Raw genomic sequence first — 15,781 nt, 5'->3', positions numbered from 1 at the left:
CGCGACCCTATTCTGGAGGATCGCCCGGCGAGCTATCGTGACCTCGGCCATAGAAACGGACCGGACCAATGATGTCCGCATCGGTGATCGTAAGCATTTGATGCTTGAGACCGGCCGTCTCGCGCACTTTGTTTGCGAGCGCGACTAGGGCGTGGAGAGTACCGTGCGCATAGGTCAAGGCGTCGCCGCTTGTGTCGACGAAGCCGCGATACTCCTCGAGCCGCTCCTTGAGGATCGCTTCTTGCTCAAAATCAACCGGCGACGGGCGTGGCCTCAGTCCGCCCTCGGCTGTTGTCAGAGGATAGTGGACGATTGGCGCCGAGCCGCCTCGTAGCGGCCGCAACCGTACTTGCGTCGAGTGTAGCTCGTGCGAATTTGCGAGCGGCGCGACATGGGTAATGGCGTTGCGAAGGTCCGTCAGGGCCCTGAGCCAGCCGCCGTCGGCGCCCGCGGCATGGATTTCAGTCAGCAGCGGAGCCGCATTTGAGCGCGAACGGGTTCGACGGAGCAATGAAGCCAGTGTCGTGACGTCTTGCGAGGCCTCCTTTAGCACGAGACGCCAAATGGCTTCCGCGATCAGATCGCGCAGCCCTGCGGCATCGGCGAGAAATGCATGGATCGCCGCCTCCATGTGGACGAGGTAGCCATTCGCGAAGAGCGTTCGGTCTTGCGGTCGTTTGTATGAACCATCCAAGTCAATGAGCTTCGACCGGAGGCAATTTCGATAGGCATCGCTGAGTTCGCGGACCCGTAGGTTGAGCAGGCGAAGATAGGTCGCAAATCGCCCCGCTATGTCGACGATCTCCGGCCCTCGTTGCTCTGGCACGTGGCGCACCTGCGACCACGCTCGCTCGCACGCCATTTCCGCGAAACCGGCCTGGGGCCAAAAGACCTGGAAGTCTGGAGGTTCGCCAGCGACCAGCGCACTTCTATGACTGATGAAGTCCACCCCGAGTATCTCAAGCCCAATGTCCTGTAGGACAGCGTAGGTCCGCGCATAGGGCTGTGTCGGGAACTGCAGGAGATGCAAGCCGTAGTCGGGCCCAACCCGAACGTCGGCATCGCCAATGTCGAACGCGCGAAGCCCCCCCGAGAGATGGATAATGCGGAGGGACGGCCGAGGTGGGGCCACTGGAGTGCTCATGGTGAGGGCCCTGCCTTGCAAGGGGCCGCCACCGTGATGCCTTGCTGAGGCAGCGCCCTACTCCACCCTCAGGTTCGTCGCCGCCAGCTTACCGCTACGCCGGTCCTGCTCCAGGTCGAAGCTGACCTGCTGACCATCATCAAGGCCACGCAGGCCTGCACGCTCGACGGCGGAGATGTGCACAAAGATGTCGGTGCCGCCGTCGTTCGGCTGAATGAAGCCAAAGCCCTTCGCCGGGTTGAACCACTTCACGACACCAGCGCCCGAACCGAGGGTCTCGCGGCTCACCCCCCGCGGCGGCGGCGACGCAGAGCGGCCGGAACCGCCGCCGCGGCCACGACCACCTCCCGCCGGCGCATAGGCCAGAACTGAGAGCGCCACGGCCGATGACTTGCCAGAGCGCCGATCACGCTCGACCTCGAAGCTCACTTCGTCGCCTTCGTTCAAGCCTTCGATGCCGCTGTCGTGCAGGGCGGAGATATGCACGAAAATATCAGGCGTCCCGTCAGACGGACTGATGAAACCAAAGCCCTTCGCGGCATTGAAGAATTTGACGACGCCTTGCGACATGGCGGCCCCTTCCGTTGTGAAGCCACGGATTTAGCCCGGCTGCGCGCCGCCTGGCTACGGGATTGCAGCCAGATGTTCTCGCGCTGAGCGGGAGTGGGGCGCCGCCGCCACAGCCGGAACGGAGTCGCCAAGCGCCAAATGTTCTGCTTTTGTTCGCGCGGGAGCGCAGACATGGCAGACGGATCAACTCTTCAAGAAGAACGCACGAAGCTGGCGGCCAGCCAGGCTCTCGGCGATGCGCTGGCGCGAGATCGACACATCGTCGCTTTGTGCTTGTCGCCGCCGTGCCGGCGTAGCGCCGTTTGCGACCCGAGCCCTTGGCTGCACCAGCACCTGGAGCAGCTCCCGCTGACAGCCCTCGCATCCCGCGTTCGGTGCATCTGCGGCTCCAGAGCCGCACGGCTAGAAATCCGGGCAGGACCGGCGAAGGCCGCCTCAAGCCCTGCCCTCTTCATTTTTCGCTAGGAGCCCATTTTGACCAAGATCCGATATCTCGGCGTCACCGATCCGAAGGCCGCCTTCGAGACCTTGCGCCCATATCATCGCGCATTGATCGCCCTGCAGACTAAGTGCCGACCGTTCGGGACCGACTACCTCATCCTGGCCGCGGCACAGAAGGCGCTTGAAACCGCCGCCTACCATTTCACGCGAGACACGGCCTTCTATTCTGGAAAGCCGCACGGCTGATGCTTTTGCCGATCGCCCATGCTCGCGACGCCCGGCTGGAGGAGGCGCAGAAGTATCCCGGCTGCCGGCTGATGCTGGCCTGCGGTCGGTGCGGCTGGTCCAAAGGCTATGACGTGGCGCGGGTCATCGATCGGCTATACGCGCGCGGCGACGGTGGCTTCACGACGCCTGTCGCCCGCGTCGCGAGCCAGGTGAAGCACGCCTGTCCGAAGTGCTGCGACCATCAGTGGAGCACCCGCCTCGCCTATCCGGACGACCTTGACGAGCGCGAGCTCCGAAGACTGCGCAACCGCCTCAGGAATTAGGCCCCCCTCGCGCCCCGCGAAGCTGAGCCTTAGAATGCGGCTCCGCACCGAATGCGTCGCAGCAGGACGGGGCGCCTCGGACGTTTTAGATTCTTGCGTTCGGTGAACCTCGCGACTTAGACTCAGGGTTGCGCCGCGGCCGCGGCGCCGAGGCGTGAGAACCTCGCTTGAGAAGTCCACGACGCCCTCTGTCCGGCGTGGCCGACGCGCATGTCCAGGTCGCCAGCGGCGGCTAAAGGCGTCGGCGCATGGTCAAGCATGTTCTCAACACCCGGACATCCGGGCGTGCGCCTCGCAGCATCAAGGCGAGGCCATGGCCCACCAACCCACCTCGGGCGAAGTCCTGACGCCAAACGGCGTGGACACCGACCAACGCAACGTCGAGAGCCTGTCGGTCCTCTATCGACGCTATTCAGGCTGGCTGAAGGCGATGCTTCGCCGACGCTACGGCATCGATGGCGAAGACGTTGTCCAAGAGACATATATTCGCGTGGCCCCCTTTCATGCCGCCCAGGAAGTACGCCATCCTCAGGCGTTGCTGTTGCGGGTGGCCACCAATCTCGCCCGCAATCAGATCCGCGCCGAGGCGACCCGCAGGCGGCTGGCCGAGACGCTCGAACGGGAGACGGTGGATGGCGTCGATGCGCCCAGTCAGCTTGAATCCCTTGTCTTCAAGCAGGCCGTTCTATCCCTCCCCGTCATCTTCAGGGATGTGATGATCCTCAGCCGCTTCACCGGAATGACCAACGCCGAGATCGCCGAGCGCCTGGGTCTCTCGATCAAGACTGTCGAGTGGCGCCTCGCCAAGGCGCTGGTTCTCTGCGCCCAACAGCTCGCGGACTAATCGTCATGGCCGCCAACTCACACGAACAGGTGCTGGAAGACGCCGCGACCTGGTTCTCCAGGCTGCGCACCCATTCCGTCAGCGCCGAAACCCTCGACGCCTTCTTCGCATGGCGCAGCGACCCCGCAAACGAAGCGGCCTACATTGAGGTCGAGGCGTTGTGGCGCAGTGGCGACGCCCTGCACTCAGATCCGGACATCCGGGCCGCCGCTAACGAGGCGCTCAATCGGACGACGACTCGGCGGCCTGAACCATCACGCCGCCTCTTCGCGCTCGCCGCGGCGACCGTCCTCGCGCTCTCAGGCGCCCTGACCGCCGGATGGTTGCTGCACGCCCCAGTCTATCAAACCGAGATCGGAGAGCAGCGCGCCGTCCGCCTTGCCGACGGTTCGACCTTGACGCTCGACACCAACAGCAGAGCGATCGTGAGGATGAGAGGCGACGAACGGCGGGTCGAGCTCGCTCGCGGCCAAGCGATGTTCGCGGTTGCTCGCGATGCGAAGCGTCCGTTCGTCGTGTCGGTCGACAAGGTCGAAGTTCGAGCCCTCGGCACACAGTTCGACGTTCGACGCGACGCGGACAAGGTCCGGGTGACCTTGCTCGAGGGCAAGGTTCGCGTGAACGACAGCTCGTCCCGAGCCTGGACGTTGAGGCCAGGAGAGCAGATCACCACCGGCCAGGACGGGCCGCGCGTGCTGGCCGACACCAGCGCCGTCACTAGCTGGACGAGCGGCCGCCTTGTCTTTCGGGACCTGCCGCTCTCGGCGGCCGTCGAGGAAGCCAACCGCTACAGCCGTCGCAAGATCCGGCTCGCCGCGTCGAACGACATCGCCGCTGCCCATGTGAACGGCGTCTTCCACACGGGAGATATCGACGCCCTGGCCGAGGCCGTCGCGCACCTCTATGCGCTGGACCTCAGCACCGAGCAGGACGGTGATCTGCTGCTTCGCGCCCGAATGGAGTGAAGCCATAGTTTTCTTTGCGGTGGTCGTCAGGGTTTGCCTGGGGCCCGCGTGTCTATCCCTCACAACGCATCGCGATCAGGCCGGCTCGCCGTCTGACAACGCGCTGCACAAGTGGTGAGGGAATGAATGTCGTTCAGTAAGTCGTACGCCCCCCAGGCGTTTCTGCTCGCGTTGTGCGCCAGTGCAGCCCCCGCGGCTGCGCTCGCCGCGCCGGCCCAAATTACCTTCGATATCGGCGCCGGACCGCTCGACCAAGCCCTGGTCAGCTATTCGCACCAGAGCGGACGCCAGCTTCTCTATTCGGCGTCGCTGGTCAGCGGCCGAAATGCGCCAGCGGTAAAGGGGCGGCTGACGGCCGATGAGGCCCTCAAGCGCCTGATCGCCGGAAGCGACCTCGTGATCGATCGAACCACGCGCGGCTCCATCGTCTTGCGCGCAAAGGCGGCTCCCTACCCCGCCGGCCGGCTGACGCCACTGTCGTCGGTCGAGCCACAAGGGGCGGTCCAGTCAGCGGAGGCCATCATCCCCGCGCACCGCGCTTCCGAGGAAATCGCCGAGGTCGTCGTTACTGGTAGCCACCTGCGTGGCGTCAAAGATGGCCCCTCGCAAGTCGTGGTGCTCGACAGCGAGGCCATCGCCAAGCGCGGATTCGCCACCCTCGACGAAACGGTCACCAGCCTTCCGCAGAATTTCGGCGGCGGTGGCGGCTCACCGACCACCTTGCTGACCGGCGCAGATCCTCTCGGCACCAATAGCTTCGCCTCCACCGGCGTGAACCTCCGCGGCCTCGGAACCGACGCTACATTGGTGCTCGTGAACGGCAGGCGGATGGCCGGCACAGGCTCGAAGGGCGACTTCGCCGACCTTTCCGCCATCCCCGTGGTGGCTGTGCAACGCGTCGAGGTGCTGGTGGACGGCGCATCGGCCCTCTACGGTTCTGACGCCGTAGGGCCGCTCCAGCTTGTCGCGCTGGCGAGCGCATCAAGCCTGATCGGCGTTTGGCTAGGGTGCCTCGTCACCCTCGCGGGCCTGGGCGGCCTCAGCAGCTCGACCGACGTGTGGGCCTCGGGGCTATGGATCTGGGACAACCGGAGCGCCCCGCAGGTGCGGGCTTGGTTGATGATCGGCGCGGCAAGCGGCGCTGGCGCGGCGTTCGTCCTGGCAGGCGCCATGTTGAAGCGACCGCGGCCGCCGTTGCACGGCTCAGCCCGCCTTGCGACGGAAGCCGATATCCGGCGCGAAGGCTTCAGGAACACCTATGGCGTGATCGTGGGGAAGAAGAACGGACGCCTGCTGGTTTTCGGGGGACCTGAACACGTGCTGCTCTACGCCCCGACACGGTCGGGCAAGGGCGTCGGCGTCGTGATACCGAACCTGCTGAGCTGGTCCGGCAGCCTCGTCGTCCTCGACATCAAGCGGGAAAACTGGGCGGCGTCGGCAGGATTCCGTGCGGCCCACGGCCAGCAGGTCACCTGCTTCGATCCGCTGGATCCGGAAGGCCGGACCGCCCGCTACAATCCGCTTGGCCACATCGACAGGGACGATCCGATCGCGGTGCTCGACGAGCTGCAGCGTATCGCGGTGATGCTCTTCCCCTCCCCCGACCGCACAGACCCGTTCTGGGCGGAGGCCGCGCGCACAGGCTTCATCGGCGTCGGCGCGCTGATAGCGGCCACCCCGGCCACACCCTTCACGTTCGGGGAAATCTATCGCCTCATGACGGCGGCCGACCTTCGCAACCGCCTCTCGGAATGCCTGAGGCGGCGTCGCGCCGAAACGCCCGGCCTATCAATCGGCGCCGCCGCGGCGCTGACCGATTTCTGCTCGGCGTCCGAAAACACCTTCGCGGGGATCAAACAAACCATCACCGCGCGGTTGAACCTCTGGCTCAATCCCCGGGTCGTGGCGGCCACCGAAACCAGCGATTTCGACCTGAGGCAAATCCGCGACCGACAGATGGCCGTCTACCTCTGCACCTCGCCCGACAACCTCGATCGCGTCGCCCCGCTCTACGGGCTGCTCTTTCAGCAGCTGATCGACCTCAACACCCGATCGCTACCTTCCAGCGGCCGCCATCAGGTTCCGGTCCTGGTCCTGCTCGACGAATTCGCGCGCCTGGGTCAGGCCAGCGTCCTCGCTCACGCCTTTTCGTACGTCGCCGGCTACGGCCTTCGCCTCCTCCCGGTCCTGCAAAGCCCTGCCCAACTGAGGTTCGTCTATGGCGCCGAGCTCGCCGAAGACATCATGGCCAATTGCGGCGCCGAGATCGTCTTCGCACCCAAGGAGCTCAAGGTGGCCCGTGAGCTGTCGCAACGGCTGGGGACCTACACCTTCGAGGGGCGGGCCCGCAGCCGTCCCGTCGGGCTTTCGCCCGGCGCTCGCTCCATGACCGTGACGGATCAGCCGCGCCCCCTGATGCTGCCTCAGGAACTCCTGCAAATGCCGCGTGATCGCCTCCTCGTGTTTCGCGCCGGCATGGCGCCGATCAGCGGGCACAAGCTCCGATACTTCCGTGAAAGCGCCTTCCGTCGGCGGGTCAGTCCGCCGCCAACCGTCGTCTCGTTGTCGGCCCGCGACAGCGTTCTCGTCGAGCCCGCCCAGCGATCGCCGGACGACCCAGTTGTCCCTTCTGTCGCCGCGCCCGATCCCCTGACTATCGGCATGCCCCCCCTCAGGGCCGAGGCGAGTGAAGAAGAACTTGTCGCTTGGGTGGAGATGGTGATCGACGCCGGCGTCATCCCTGCAGAGCGCGTGGAACGGTCCAGGAGCCCGAAAAATGGCTGATGACCAACCCTCCCCGGACGTCGTTCTGCGACCAGTTAGTCGGGGCGGCTCTCGAACCGCAGGCGATGTTCCCGACGCTCTCCGTCGCCGCTACCTGACCGAACCGGAACGGGGCGGGATCGCCTTCTACGTCGACCGTCTCGTCAAACAGCCCGCGTTCAGGGACCGAGGCGGCCGCCTCATCGCCGCTCGCGCCGATCCGGCCGCCCTGCGCCATATGGCGGAGATCGCGCAGCACCGCGGCTGGGAGACTGTCGTCATTTCAGGTGATCCCTCCTTTCGGCGCGAGGCGTGGCTGGCGATGCGGACCGCCGGCCTGGAGGCGAAGGGCTACCGTCCGAGCGCACGGGAGATCCAGGCTCTCGAACGCCGGCTGGAAGCCAAGGCGGGCCGTGCGACGGCGACCAAGGACAAGGAAAAGTTCAAGGCTCCCGCGCAGCAGGCGGATCCCGACGGCCGCTTGCGCCTGGCGATGATCGAGACGGTCGTTCGCAGCCGGGTCGCCGACCCGCTAGTCCAGAAGCGCGCGCTCGACGCGGCCAAGGCTCGGATCGCCTATTGGCTCGAACGCGGCGCCCGGTTCCAGCCGGCGCCGACCAAGGTTGGACGCGATCAGGGCGAGCGCCCAGTCGGCAAGGAGCGCAGTCGAAACCGCTAACGGATGACCTGCAACGCCCCACCGATCCGCAAGGCGATTGTGGCCGAGCGGGCGCGCGCACTATCCTCCCTGCGGGAGGGGCACGATGGCGGAGCACAATCGTCGGCGCGAGTTCGACGACATCATCACCCTTCCCACGAGACCGCCAGAATCTCCATCCGCTTAGTGCGGCCAGACGCCCCGCCCTCAAGGCCAAGGCGACCAAGACCCCACGCGACGCGTCCTTGGGGGCAGAGCGTCCGCCAGAGCTTCAGCCGGAGAGCCGCGTAGCAGCCTAGCTACCGGTCGCGCCCCTTCTCCTGAGGCTGCGGCTCCAAGCGACCGCTGAGATCCCTTAACGCACGCGCCAGAGCCAACCGCCGGCTATCGGGCGCCGGCATCTCCTTCACGAACGCCCGCACGAGCGCGGCGAGCTCGCGATCACCGGCGTCCGGCGAGCGATCGAGCAAGGCGGCCTGCTGGAGATAGAGGCTACGCACACGAGCCTGCTGGCGCCCGATCATCTTCTCCCAGGGGCGCAAGGCGGCGTCAGCGCCGAACGCGGCGGCGGCGGCCTCCTTCATCGCCTCGCGGTGCGCGCGGCTCGGGCCAGCGGCCGCGGCGCGCGAACGATCTGCCATCTGTCGCAACGCCTGGCGTTCAGCCCGCCGCGTCACGCCGCGCGCGCGGCGCGGTGTCGCCTCGGCTTCGACGCCACGCTCGCGCAGCACCTCGGCGAAGACCTGGCGCCAGAGCTCCAGGTCGGGCTTCTTCGGATTGAGCCGCTCGCCGTGCACACCGGAGCTGCGGACGCTCAGGTGCACGTGCGGATGATCGGCGTCCGTGTGGAGCGCGAAGACATACTCGAAGCGGTCCTCAAAAATCTCCCTGGCGAAAGCTCGCGCCGCCAGACGCAAGGCTTGAGGGTCAGTGCCGGCCGGCATCGAGAGGATGATCGAATGGCTCATCGGAGAGTTGGACCGGCGGGTCCGATCCAGTTCGGCCTGAGCGGCCCAATCCCGCGCGAGATCGGCGACGTCATCGCGCCCCTGAAGCCGCGCTCCCTGGTCGTCCTCCAGGTCCAGCATTCCGTTGCGCGAGATGTAGTCCAGGTGCGCCTTAAGGTGCGGACCGCTTCGGGTTCGGCCGGTGACCTTGACCATGACTTCGGGCGCGCGTCGCGCGATGCGCGACAGCCGCGCGCGCGCATCGTCGCGACCTGGCCGCAGCACCCGAGCGGGGGTCCGTCGGGGCTGGGCCACCGGCCGCCATACGTCTTCAAACCCCTCGACCGTCCGAAAATCGCTCACCACGCCGCCTCCCAGTAATCGAGGTTGCCGGCCAGCGCGGCGCGGAGGTCGGAAAGCCGCCCCCGCAGCTCGTCGCGGAAAGCTCTGACCTCGGTGAGTTGCAGGTCCAGCACCCGCCCCTCCATCACCTCGGTGTTCAGGGCTCTGGCCATCTGGTTGAGGTTCACGCCGATCCGGCGCAGCTCGGTCTGGATGGCCATCAGCCCGCGCTCGCCCTCTCGGCTGAAAGCTGGACGATTCGAGAGCCGCCGGCGGATCAGGGCGGCGGCCCAGGCATTCGGCGTAAGGCCAAGTTCCGCCGCTGCGGCGGTAAGCGCCGCCAGGTCGGGATCGGCCAGGCGCACCGTCAGCTTGGCCGGACGACCGCGTTCGAGCAATTGGACCCCGGCCTGCGAAGCCCCGGCGGCCTCATGGATCAGGCGGCGCAGCACCACCGAGCGACCGCCGTGCGAGGCGGCCGCCTCGTCGAACCGATCAGCGAGATCGTCTGGCAGTCGGACGTTGAAGATCGCCACGTTGCGCCTCGCGTAAGACACCGCCGCCGGCAAGGCTATCCTGCCCTCGACCACGGCTCTTACCCTGCCCCCTCCCCTCGGCAGGCGCGACGCGTAAGCCTACGCATCGCACCTCCCCCCCCCCGCCCGCCCAACCGGGCGCCCCAGCCGGGTGCAGAGGGTTCGCCCCAATTCACGGAGTCTTCGCGACAGGCGGAGCAAGCCGCCCGAACGCCGCAACCGCACGCGGCTCTTCAGGAGAGGACTCCCACCATGACCATCGCCGTCGATCATCACGCAGCTCACTCAGCGCCCACGACGCCCGCCGTCCGCCAGCGCTGGCGTCGTCCGGCGCCTGGCAAGCCAGCCCAACGCCAAGCGCTCGCCGTCGCGTGCGAGGTCGAGCAGATGGCGGTCGAGGCGGCTCAAATTCTCCGGACCCGTCGCTGGCTGCACGAAGGCGCAGATTGCGACGTCGAACTCGTGGCGGCTCTCGACGCGCTCGAAGCTGGCCCGTCGGCGGACGAGCTGCATCAAGCCTTGATCGAGCGGCAGCGGGGCCTGGAAGAGACCGCCGGCCATCGCCGCGCGACCTCGATCAAGGGCGCGCTCTTCCAGCTCTACCTCGCGGCCAGCCGCAGCCAGTACCCGCAAGGCCATCTGTTGACCAAGCTGACGCCGCATGAGGATCGCATCCTGGCCGCCAACGACCGAAACGTCGGCCGATTGCACCAGAGCGCCGTTGGGTTCCTGGAGACCCTCGCCTGGGATGACGACCTGGCCCAGCTGCGCGCCTGGTACTGCGCGAAGACCTCCGATCTTGGCGCGGCCTGCGACCTCGCCATGACCGACCGCGAACGCCTGCTCGCCGAGGCCAGGGCGCAAGCGGCGGCCGAGACGGCCGCACGCGGTTAGGCGGTGCGGAGCGTGCGGAGGGGTCCGCACGCTCCGACCGTCGCTAGTCTGCTCGCGGCTGCAGCCCGTGCAGGAAGTCGCAGGCCTTCTGGGCATGGGCGGCGGCGGTGAAGATGAAGCGCTTGTCGCCCTTCAGCACGTCCAGCCAGCTGGCGAGATAGGCGGCATGGTCCTCGCGAGCTGAAAGCTCGAGGCCAAGGTCGGCGCAGAGGAACGCCGCGCCGAGTTCGGCGACGAGCTCTTCGCGGGCATAGCCGTCATCGCCCCAGCGCTTGCGCCCGAAGTCGCGGTCGAGCCGGGTCGGATGCCGCGTCCAGTGGGTGCACTCGTGCGCCAGGGTCGCATAGTAGCTCTCCGGGTCTTCGAAGCACTCGAACGGCGGGACCTGCACATGGTCTGGTCCCATCGCGTAGTAGGCTTGGTCGCCACCGTGACGAACGACGGCGCCAGTCGCTGCAAAGAAGGCGTCGGCGTGAGCGATCCGCTGGGCAGGGTCCAGAACCGGCGCAGCCAGAGCACGGTAGTGCGCGGGCAGTCCCTCGATCTGTTCGACGTTGAAGACGGTGTAGGCCTTCAGGAACGGGAATTGACGTTCGACGTCCTCGCCGCCATCGCCAGCTTCGGTGCGGGTGATGCGGTTGGCGTAGACCACCGTTGCGCCGCTCTCGCCTTTGCGGACGTGGGCGCCCAATTCTAGGGCCTGGCGAAACGTCATCCAGATCGGAGCCGAAAAGCCGCTGGCCGTCGCCTCGGCCCAGAGCAGCAGGACGTTGATGCCGCTATAAGGCTGGCCGTTGTGGCGCAGCGGGCGGCTGATCTTGCCGGCGAGATGTTCGGCGGACCAGGGCTTGGTCCAGGGTCGGACCCCGTGTTCGAGGTCAGCGATGATCTTGGCTGTGACCCGGGCGTAGAGGTCCGGGCGAGCGGTCTCGTTGGGGCGCGCCATGGCGGCCTCCTCAAGATTGTCTTGTTGGGGAGCGGCGCCCCGCCGAAGCGGGGCGCTGGCGGGGTCAGTCGGCGGCGCGGCTGCGCGACCAGATCAGGCTGTAGCCCTCGTCGGCGTCGACCAGACTGGCGTAGATCGGGGCGGCGAAGCTCGGATCGTCCAACTTGACCGAGAGGTACTCGCGGTTCTCGCGGGAAACCTTCTTCCAGGCGGCGCCGAACTCGGTCTGGCCTGCGAAGATGCGGAAGTCGGGGGCCTTGTCGTTTTCCTTCTCCGCCGGTCGGAACTGCGCCGCCTTGACGTTGAGGGTGAGGGTCTTGATGGCGCCGCTGATCGAGCCGTCTTCGTGCTGGGTGAAGGTGCCGATGGTGGCCATGGGGAAGTCTCCTGTCTGCTTCTCTCGGGCCGCGCCCATCGCGACCTCGATGGCGATCGGCAGGTCCGGAGGCGGACGGCCGCGCAGCCCGCAGGGCCCGCAGCGCGAGCGGAGGACGGCGCTGGCGAGATTTTCTTGTCTCGCGAGGAATGGCGGCGAAGCCGGCAGGGGAAGAAAACTCGCCAGCGCCGTTGCGCCAGGACGGCCGGCGGCGCAGCCGCATTTCCTCCGGCCAGATCGGGCCATCGCAGGCCGCGCTGGGCGCGCGCGGAGGGGAACGTGGAGATAGCCCTTGAGCACCGAGGCCCTGGCCCGGCTCACGGCGGCTTGGTTGCAGCGCGTTGAGCCTCACCCCATCGACATGCGGCGCGGATCGGCGGGAAAACCGGCAAGGCGCGAACGCCCGCTCCTGAGCGACAGTCCGGCGCCGCCTGGAAGAAGGAGGGCCGCGCAGCGGCGGGGAATGCGCGGCCCAAGCAAGACGATCCGGACTCTAGGCCGCTATCGCAGCCTCCTGGTCTGGCCCGTCGTGGGCGGCGGCGTCCTCGGTGCGCAAGTGGCGAGGCAGCCAACCGGTCCCTGCCAGCAAGCCTTCGGCCGCCTCCACCATCTGCGCCTTCTTGAGGCCCGCAAGGCGCTCAGCGGCTTCGGCGCCCACGGCCTCTGCCACGGCGTCGAGTATCCGCGCCTTGGTCACGCGCCCGAGATAGCTGCGGGCGTCGGCCTGCCAGTCGCCGCGCATGTCGAGCGCCAGCCGTCCCGCCAGAGCATCCGCATGGGCCAGCGCCAAGCTACGGCGCTGCCAACCCTGCACGGCGTCGAGGGAGAGGCCCACGCAGTGGGCCAGGAGCGCCATGCGGCTGTCGGTGTCGAGGTCGGTCACGAAGGCCCAGACGAGGGCTGGCTGATCGGGAACCTGCCGCGCCCAGGCGTCATGCCGCTCGCTGATACGGCGTCCGGCGGGGCTGTCCTCGACGCCCTGCACCTCGCTGGCCAGCGCGCGGGACGCACTTCGGATGTCGAGGCAGCTGGCCGTACCTGCGCCGCAGAAGGTGTGCAGCACCAGGGCGTGCACCACGCAGAGCAAGGCCGTCTCGGGGCTTTCGGCCAAGGCGTCGCGCAGGCTGGCGCTCCGATAGGCCGTCAGCTCGGCGACCAGCCGGTCGGAGAGCGGAGCGCCGCCGTCCTCATCGTCCTCCGCCTGGGCGCCGCCGTCGCCCTCGCGCTCTGGCGACACGGCGTCCTCCCCAGCCTCGACTTCGGGCTCGGGGGCCATGTCCTCGGGACGGATGAAGCCGCGCTCGATCCGGACCGATCCATCCCAGGCCAGTACGACGAACACCCCGCCGCGCGCCACGTCGCCCGGGAGGTAGGCATAGCCATCACCGAAGGCGTCCAGCTCGGCGTCGATCTCGGCGAGCCGCGCCTCGACCTCCTGCGGCAGGTCCTCCACCGCCGCCCACTGCTCGGTGAGCGCGTCGTACTCAGCGCTAATCGCGGCGATCTTCTCGGTATCGTCGGCGCCGCGCTCGATCTGAACCGGATAGACACGCGCGAGGCCGTGGCCGGAAGGGTAGTCGAGATGCGCCTCGGCCCATTTCCAACCTTCCGCATCCCGTAGCGCCTGGGCCTGCGCGGCCAGCTTCTCGGCCACCAGCCGGTCGAGCAGCGCCACGTCCTCCAGCCAGCCGCCGCCGTCCTCGGTGAAGAGGTCGCGGAGCACCATGCCGCCTGCCTCGGCATAGGCCTCGACGCCGACAAAGACCGCGCGCCGGTCCTCGGCCCGCACCTTGGCTTCCGTCATCGCCTGCCGGATGAAGCTGGCCGAACGGTTGTAGGATAGAGCCTCATAGACCTGTTCCTGGCGCTCGTGATCTTCGCTCACGGCGAACGCCATGAGCTGATCGAGGGTCAGGCCGCCTTCGCGATAGACGCCCATCAGCCTGGGACTGACTGTGGCGAGCCGCAGGCGTTGGCGAACAACGTGGGCCGACACCCCGAACCGCCCCCCGATCTCCTCGGCGCCCCAGCCGAGCCGTTCGTTTAGATCGCGGAACGCGTCGAACTGGTCGGCTGGATGCATGGCCGAGCGTGTGACGTTTTCGTCTAGGCTGATCTCTTGCGGATCGAACTCCGTATCGATCACGCACGGGACCAAATGCGCCTTCTTGATTTGACCCCGCGCGGCCAGCATCCGCAGCGCCAGCCGCCGCCCCTCCCCGATGGTCACGAGCCAGAACCCGGTGAGGCCACCGGCGTCGTCGCGTTCGGGCTCCACCACCGGCTTCTGAAGGAGCTTCTTGGCGCCGATGCTCGCCGCCAGCGCTTCGATGGCTGCGTCGCTGTGCGGAACCTTGCGCGCGTTGCGCGGCGACTTCTTGAGCTTGTTGAGGGGGATTTCGATCTCGGTCCCAGTGACGATCTCGCCGTTCGTGGTCATGACGACCTCCTTTTGGGGTTGGGCTGCGAGGCGCAGGGCGCGCCTCGCAGCCCTGCCCGTCGGCGAGACCGGGTGTGCAAGCGGAGCGGGCGCCTTCGCGGGGACCCGGCTGCAGGGGCATGCCGATGCAGCCGCCGGTCTTGGCCAGCGCGAACCGAAGCTGGGCGGAAGGCGCCCCGCAGCGCGCCGAGGGCGGAGCCCTAAGCACGGCGGCGAGCTGGCTCGCCGCGAACAAGGAAGATCCCATGGGGCGGGTAGTGCGCTCCGCTCTGGCTCCAGCAGAGTGAGGTCGCCGAACCCTCACCCCTTTGGAGCCCGACCCATGCACGATCACTCCCCGCCCGAGCACAGCGCCATCCGCACCGATCTCGGCGCGATCTTCGTATCTCTCGAACTCAGCCGATCGACCTGGCTGATCACGTCCCTGTCGCCGGGCGCTGGGGAGAAGCTGTCCAAGCACGTCGTGCCGGCCGGCGACCTCGCGGGACTGCTGGGGCGGTTCGCCCAGCTCAACGAGAAGGCCAGCGCGCGGCTGGGCCGCAGCTTTCCGATCATCGCCATCCAGGAGGCCGGGCTGGACGGCTTCTGGATCCACCGCGTGCTGGAGGACGAAGGGATCGAGAGCCACGTGGTCGATGCCGCCTCGATCCTGACCTCCCGCCGGCGGCGGCGGGCCAAGACCGACCGGATCGACGGCGAGACGTTGGTCCGAACGCTGACCGGCTCGAGATCTTGCTGGCCCAGCTGAAGGCGGTGGAGGCGGAGCGCGACGCGCTCGTCGAGCCAGCGAGTTCAGAGGCGCCGACGCCGGCGACAATGCTTGCCCGGTTGAAGGGCATCGGGCCGGAGTTCGCCGCCGTACTCTGGTCGGAGGCGCTGTATCGGCGCTTCGACAACAGAAGGCAGCTCGCAGCTTACGCAGGGCTAGCCCCAACCCCTTGGAAGAGCGGGTCGATCGACCACGAACAGGGTGTATCGAAAGCGGGCAATCCCCGACTGCGGACCACGATGATCCAGGTCGCCTGGCTGTGGCCGCGGCACCAGCCAGGCTCGGCGCTAAGCGTCTGGTTCCTAGACCGCGTTCAGCGCAACGGCGGGCGCATGCGCAAGTCCGCGATCGTGGCGCTGGCGCGCAAGCTTCTGGTGGCGTTCTGGAAGTACGTGACGCAGGGCGTCGTCATCGAGGGAGCTGTCGTGCAACAGGCCTAGAGACGACGCTCTCGACGAAATCCGCAGGGCTAGTCGACCCTGACGGATCCAGGCGGACGAACCGATTGCAGCCATGGCCTAATCAGCCGGAATGAAGAATGGTCTCGTCCTCTGAGCCCGACACCTGCGAATGCGGGATATGGGTGCAGCCGCGG

Annotated in this window: 14 protein-coding genes and 2 pseudogenes; 8 read left to right on the top strand and 8 right to left on the bottom strand. The window is 67.4% G+C overall.

What is annotated here, in order from left to right:
* Positions 1–7: 7 nt before the first annotated feature.
* From GGQ61_RS10785 to GGQ61_RS22180, 3 genes and pseudogenes are all read right to left on the bottom strand, one after another.
* A complete protein-coding gene (locus tag GGQ61_RS10785) occupies positions 8–949 on the bottom strand; it encodes a hypothetical protein (RefSeq protein WP_183772308.1) in 942 nt (313 codons plus the stop codon).
* 252 nt (positions 950–1,201) lie between these two features.
* On the bottom strand, positions 1,202–1,432 hold the full coding sequence (locus GGQ61_RS22620; protein ID WP_409418342.1) for a cold-shock protein: 231 nt from the start codon (positions 1,430–1,432) through the stop codon (positions 1,202–1,204).
* A gap of 96 nt (positions 1,433–1,528) precedes the next feature.
* Positions 1,529–1,714: pseudogene (locus tag GGQ61_RS22180) on the bottom strand (cold-shock protein); the annotation flags it as partial.
* Positions 1,715–2,188: 474 nt separating this feature from the next.
* Between GGQ61_RS22180 and GGQ61_RS10775 the strand changes: the two are divergent.
* The 6 genes from GGQ61_RS10775 (at position 2,189) to GGQ61_RS10750 (ending at position 7,957) form a co-directional block, all read left to right on the top strand.
* Positions 2,189–2,401 carry a hypothetical protein gene (locus tag GGQ61_RS10775; RefSeq protein ID WP_183772304.1) on the top strand — a complete coding sequence of 71 codons (213 nt, stop codon included), beginning with the start codon at positions 2,189–2,191 and terminating at the stop codon, positions 2,399–2,401.
* Positions 2,401–2,706, top strand: a complete 306-nt coding sequence (locus tag GGQ61_RS10770; protein WP_183772302.1) for a hypothetical protein — start codon at positions 2,401–2,403, stop codon at positions 2,704–2,706. The genes GGQ61_RS10775 and GGQ61_RS10770 overlap by 1 nt, the downstream gene beginning before the upstream one ends.
* 313 nt (positions 2,707–3,019) lie before the next feature.
* Positions 3,020–3,550 (top strand): RNA polymerase sigma factor, encoded by a 531-nt coding sequence (locus tag GGQ61_RS10765; protein WP_183772300.1) that lies wholly within the window; start codon positions 3,020–3,022, stop codon positions 3,548–3,550.
* 5 nt (positions 3,551–3,555) lie between these two features.
* Positions 3,556–4,515, top strand: coding sequence for a FecR family protein (locus GGQ61_RS10760; RefSeq protein WP_183772298.1), 960 nt, complete (start codon positions 3,556–3,558; stop codon positions 4,513–4,515).
* 126 nt (positions 4,516–4,641) lie between these two features.
* A complete protein-coding gene (locus GGQ61_RS10755; protein ID WP_183772296.1) occupies positions 4,642–7,299 on the top strand; it encodes a type IV secretory system conjugative DNA transfer family protein in 2,658 nt (885 codons plus the stop codon).
* Positions 7,292–7,957, top strand: a complete 666-nt coding sequence (locus GGQ61_RS10750; protein ID WP_183772294.1) for an LPD7 domain-containing protein — start codon at positions 7,292–7,294, stop codon at positions 7,955–7,957. Before GGQ61_RS10755 ends, GGQ61_RS10750 begins: the two co-directional genes overlap by 8 nt.
* Before the next feature lie 278 nt (positions 7,958–8,235).
* Here the strand turns inward: GGQ61_RS10750 and GGQ61_RS10745 are convergent, their stop codons facing one another.
* Positions 8,236–9,024 carry a relaxase/mobilization nuclease domain-containing protein gene (locus GGQ61_RS10745; RefSeq protein ID WP_246370607.1) on the bottom strand — a complete coding sequence of 263 codons (789 nt, stop codon included), beginning with the start codon at positions 9,022–9,024 and terminating at the stop codon, positions 8,236–8,238.
* Between the two features lie 218 nt (positions 9,025–9,242).
* A complete protein-coding gene (locus tag GGQ61_RS22615; protein WP_183772292.1) occupies positions 9,243–9,761 on the bottom strand; it encodes a plasmid mobilization protein in 519 nt (172 codons plus the stop codon).
* A gap of 252 nt (positions 9,762–10,013) precedes the next feature.
* On the opposite strand from GGQ61_RS22615, the gene GGQ61_RS10735 reads away from it, so the two are divergent.
* Entirely contained in the window at positions 10,014–10,655 is a 642-nt protein-coding gene (locus GGQ61_RS10735; RefSeq protein ID WP_183772290.1) for a hypothetical protein, read from the top strand.
* A gap of 43 nt (positions 10,656–10,698) precedes the next feature.
* On the opposite strand, the gene GGQ61_RS10730 is transcribed toward GGQ61_RS10735, so the two are convergent.
* From GGQ61_RS10730 to GGQ61_RS10720, 3 genes are all read right to left on the bottom strand, one after another.
* Entirely contained in the window at positions 10,699–11,601 is a 903-nt protein-coding gene (locus GGQ61_RS10730) for an ArdC family protein (RefSeq protein WP_183772288.1), read from the bottom strand.
* A 64-nt stretch (positions 11,602–11,665) separates the two neighbouring features.
* Positions 11,666–11,977 (bottom strand): DUF736 domain-containing protein, encoded by a 312-nt coding sequence (locus GGQ61_RS10725; RefSeq protein ID WP_183772286.1) that lies wholly within the window; start codon positions 11,975–11,977, stop codon positions 11,666–11,668.
* 493 nt (positions 11,978–12,470) lie between these two features.
* Entirely contained in the window at positions 12,471–14,417 is a 1,947-nt protein-coding gene (locus GGQ61_RS10720; RefSeq protein WP_183772284.1) for a ParB/RepB/Spo0J family partition protein, read from the bottom strand.
* 322 nt (positions 14,418–14,739) lie between these two features.
* On the opposite strand from GGQ61_RS10720, the pseudogene GGQ61_RS10715 reads away from it, so the two are divergent.
* Positions 14,740–15,626, top strand: a pseudogene (locus GGQ61_RS10715) (transposase).
* The last annotated feature ends 155 nt before the right edge of the window (positions 15,627–15,781 follow it).

The organism is Phenylobacterium haematophilum (assembly GCF_014196295.1).
Classification (GTDB): domain Bacteria; phylum Pseudomonadota; class Alphaproteobacteria; order Caulobacterales; family Caulobacteraceae; genus Phenylobacterium; species Phenylobacterium haematophilum.
Note: the sequence above shows the minus strand (reverse complement) of the source record. Positions and strands in the feature narration are given on the sequence as shown.